Below are 3,631 nucleotides of genomic sequence, written 5' to 3' on the forward strand. Positions count from 1 at the left end.
GGCCAAGCCGATCGCCGATCTGCTGGCGACCGCCAATGTCGAGCAGGGTGCTGCCGTCTTCAAGAAGTGCCAGGCCTGCCATTCCGGCGAAAAGGGCGGCCCCAACAAGGTCGGCCCGGACCTGTGGGACCTCGTCGACCGTCCGGTCGCCGAGCATGAAGGCTTTGCCTATTCGGCCGGCATGAAGGAATTCTCCAAGGGCGGCACCGAGAAGTGGACCTACGACAACATCAACCACTTCATCACCTCGCCGAAGAAATTCGTGAAGGGCACCGCCATGGGCTTCGCCGGCCTGCCCAAGGACGAGGACCGCGCCAACGTCATCGCCTATCTGCGCACGCTGTCCGACAATCCCAAGCCGCTGCCGGCACCCGGTGCCGCCGCCGATGCAGGCGCCAAGCCTGCCGATGCAGCCGCTCCGGCAAAGCCGGCTGAGGGTGCCGCGCCGGCCGCTCCCGCCGCCCCGGCTCCGGCCGCACCGGCACCGGCGCCTGCCCAATAATTTCGATATCATCTCGACGACCTTGAAAAAGCCGGGTTCAGCCCGGCTTTTTTATTGGGAAAACCGCATAGGCGGCGACAAAGCCGCGCATGACGGTTTTCACGAGCGCCAAATCATCTAGATTGCCCATGAACGGGCATCGCGAAGAGGATAGTGCATGACGGTTGGCCGAACGCTTCTCAAGTCGTTGCTGGCGGCAGCCCTTCTGGCGGCGGGATTGCAGGCTGCCCGCGCCGACGAATGGCGCACCACCTCATCGCTGATCGGCGAGTCCAAATACGGCGCCAATTTCCAGCACTACGATTACGTCAATCCGAACGCGCCCAAGGGCGGCACGCTGAACTCGGTGGAACTCGGCACCTTCGACAGCTTCAATCCTTTCATCGCACGCGGCACCCCTGCCGCAGGATTGAACTATCAGGGTGGGCTCCTCTACCAGTCGCTGATGGCGAAATCCCTTGACGAGGGCAGCGTCAACCATCCCGAGATAGCAGACGCCTACAAGTACCCAGCCGATTTTTCATCCGCAACTTATCGGCTCGACCCGCGTGCCAGATGGCATGATGGCCAACCGATCACCGTGGATGACGTGATTTGGTCATTTAACTTTCTCAAAAAGGAAAGTCCGCAGTTCAACCGCTATTTCGCCAACGTCACCGAGGCGGTCGCCGTTTCAGATCGGGAAGTCGAGTTCCGTTTTGATCAGAAGGGTAATCGCGAGTTACCGCTGATCATGGCGGATGTGGTGGTGCTGCCGAAGCACTGGTGGGAAGGCACCGATGCCAACGGCAAGAAGCGCGACATCACCCAGCCAAGCCTTGAAATCCCGCTCGGCTCTGGACCCTACAAGATCGAGAGCTTCAAACCTGGTTCGGAAGTCGTCTGGCGACGCGTTCCGGACTTCTGGGCCGCCGATCTGGCCATCAATGTCGGGCGCAACAACTACGACACCAGACGCTACACCTACATTCTCGATGACAACGCCGCGTGGCAAGCCTTCACCAAAGGCGGATATGAGGACATCCAGGCTGAAAACAGTGCGCGATTATGGATGACGCGCTACAATTTTCCGGCTCTCAAAGCCGGCGATGTCATCAAGCGGGAGTTCAAGGCGACATCACTCGCCTCGATGCAAGGTTTCATGCTGAACACGCGACGGACAAAGTTCCAGGATCGGCGCGTGCGCGAGGCGCTCGGTTACGCCTTCGACTTCGAAACCTTGAACCGCACCCAATCCTTCGGCCTCAACACCCGCTCCAACAGCTATTTCATGGGCAGCGAACTTGCTTCGAGCGGACTGCCGCGGGGCAAAGAATTGGAGATCCTCAATCAATACAAGGGCAAGCTCCCGCCAGAACTGTTTACCCAGGAGTTCAAGCTTCCGGTCTTCGATAGCCCGAAGGCCGAGCGGTCGTACCTGCGCGAAGCGATCGATCTGTTTGCGGCGGCGGGTTGGAAAATCCAGAATGGCCGTATGACCAATGAGAAAAGCGGGGAGCCTTTTACCGTCGAGATTCTGGGCTTCGACCAGGGCGCCGAACAAACGGTCAATCCATTTGTAAATATGCTGGGAAAGATCGGCATCTCGGCTTCGTTCAGGATAGTCGATACCAGCCAGTACATCGCTCGCGTCAACAATTTCGACTACGACGTCATAACCTCTCGGCTGCCGCAGTCGGACTCGCCGGGCAATGAACAACGCGAGTACTGGAGTTCGAAGGCAGCCGATACACCGGGCTCACGAAATTACGCGGGGATCAAGGACCCAGTGGTCGACGCACTGGTTGAACGCGTTATCTTCGCGACGGATCGCGACGACCTGCTCGCCGCCACTCATGCGCTCGACCGGGTTCTGTTGTGGAATTTCTATTGCGTCCCGCAATTCACCCGATCAGTAACCTGGCTGGCCTACTGGAACAAATTCGGCATCCCGGAAAAACAGCCGACTTACTTGGGTCCCGACATCGATTCCTGGTGGATCGACCCGGACAAGGAGAAGGCGCTGGCGGCCAAATACAAGGGCGGCAATTGATGGCGGCCCTGCCCCGCCGCGACTTTCTCGCCCTGGGCAGTGCCGCGGCAGCCGCTGCCCTGTTGCCCGGCCGGGCCTTCGCCGACATTACGACTGGCATCAAGCTGCATGGCCTGTCGGCCTTCGGCGACCTCAAATACAAGCCCGATTTCGCGCATTTCGACTACGTCAATCCGGACGCGCCCAAGGGCGGCCAGATGAATTTCGCGCCGCCGAACGCAACCCTCAATCAGAGCTTCCTGACCTTCAACACGTTGAATTTCCTGGTGTTGAAGGGGGAGGCGCCGCCGCGCGCCGAACTCTGTTTCGATTCGCTGATGACAAGCGCGCTCGATGAGCCGGATGCAGTCTATGGCCTGCTTGCCGAAACCGTTACCCTGTCGCCAGACCGCAACGGTTTCCGCTTCGTGCTGCGACCGCAAGCGCGTTTCCACGACGGCTCGCCGCTGACCGCGCAAGACGTTGTCTTTGCGCTGAAGCTCTATAAGGACAAGGGCCATCCGAACCTTTCCCAGGCGTTGCGGTACATGACCGACGTGGTTGCGGTCGATCCCACCACCGTCGATCTCACCCTCAACGGCAAGCAGTCGGCGCAAAACGTCCTTGCGATCGTGGGGATGCCGATCGTCTCCAAGGCATTTTATACGGCCAATGATTTCGATGCTTCGACCATGACGCCGCCGCTTGGCTCGGGTCCCTACAAGATTGGACGCGTGGCGGCCGGACAGACGGTCGAATATGACCGCGTCGCCGACTATTGGGGCCGCGATCTCCCGGTGAACCGCGGCCTCTACAATTTCGACCGCATCCGCATCGACTTCTATCTTGACCGGCAGGCGGCATTCGAGGCCTTCAAGAAAGGCGACACGCATTTTCGCGAGGAATTCACCTCACGGGTATGGGCGACCGGATACGACTTTCCGGCGCTGAAGGACGGCAAGGTCCTCAAACGGGAATTTCCCGGCGAGAAGACGCCAGACATGCAGAGCGTCGCGCTGAACCAGCGTCGTCCGCAATTCCGCGATGAGCGGGTGCGGCGGGCGATCGCCAGATGCTTCGATTTCGGATGGGTGAAGCGGGCCTTGTTTTACGGCTCC

3 protein-coding genes are annotated in these 3,631 nt (G+C 59.8%); all 3 read left to right on the forward strand.

Going from position 1 to position 3,631, the window contains the following annotated elements; all coding sequences use genetic code 11:
• Nucleotides 1-502 (forward strand): cytochrome c family protein (locus tag EN969_RS21560; RefSeq protein WP_164758402.1); only part of this gene is annotated, 502 nt, incomplete at its 5' end.
• 157 nt (nt 503-659) lie between these two features.
• The gene (locus EN969_RS21565) at nt 660-2,534 is read left to right on the forward strand and encodes an extracellular solute-binding protein (protein ID WP_063169976.1); all 1,875 of its coding nucleotides are present in this window, start codon (nt 660-662) and stop codon (nt 2,532-2,534) included.
• A partial coding sequence (locus tag EN969_RS21570) for an extracellular solute-binding protein (protein WP_164758403.1) occupies nt 2,534-3,631 on the forward strand: 1,098 nt, incomplete at its 3' end. The genes EN969_RS21565 and EN969_RS21570, both read left to right, overlap by 1 nt.

It is taken from the genome of Mesorhizobium sp. M7A.F.Ca.CA.003.01.2.1 (genome assembly GCF_003998945.1).
In the GTDB taxonomy this organism is placed as follows: domain Bacteria; phylum Pseudomonadota; class Alphaproteobacteria; order Rhizobiales; family Rhizobiaceae; genus Mesorhizobium; species Mesorhizobium ciceri.

Excerpts from the sequence above, each read along its gene's own strand:
- EN969_RS21565 (WP_063169976.1), top strand. The coding sequence starts at position 660 with ATGACGGTTGGCCGAACGCTTCTCAAGTCGTTGCTGGCGGCAGCCCTT.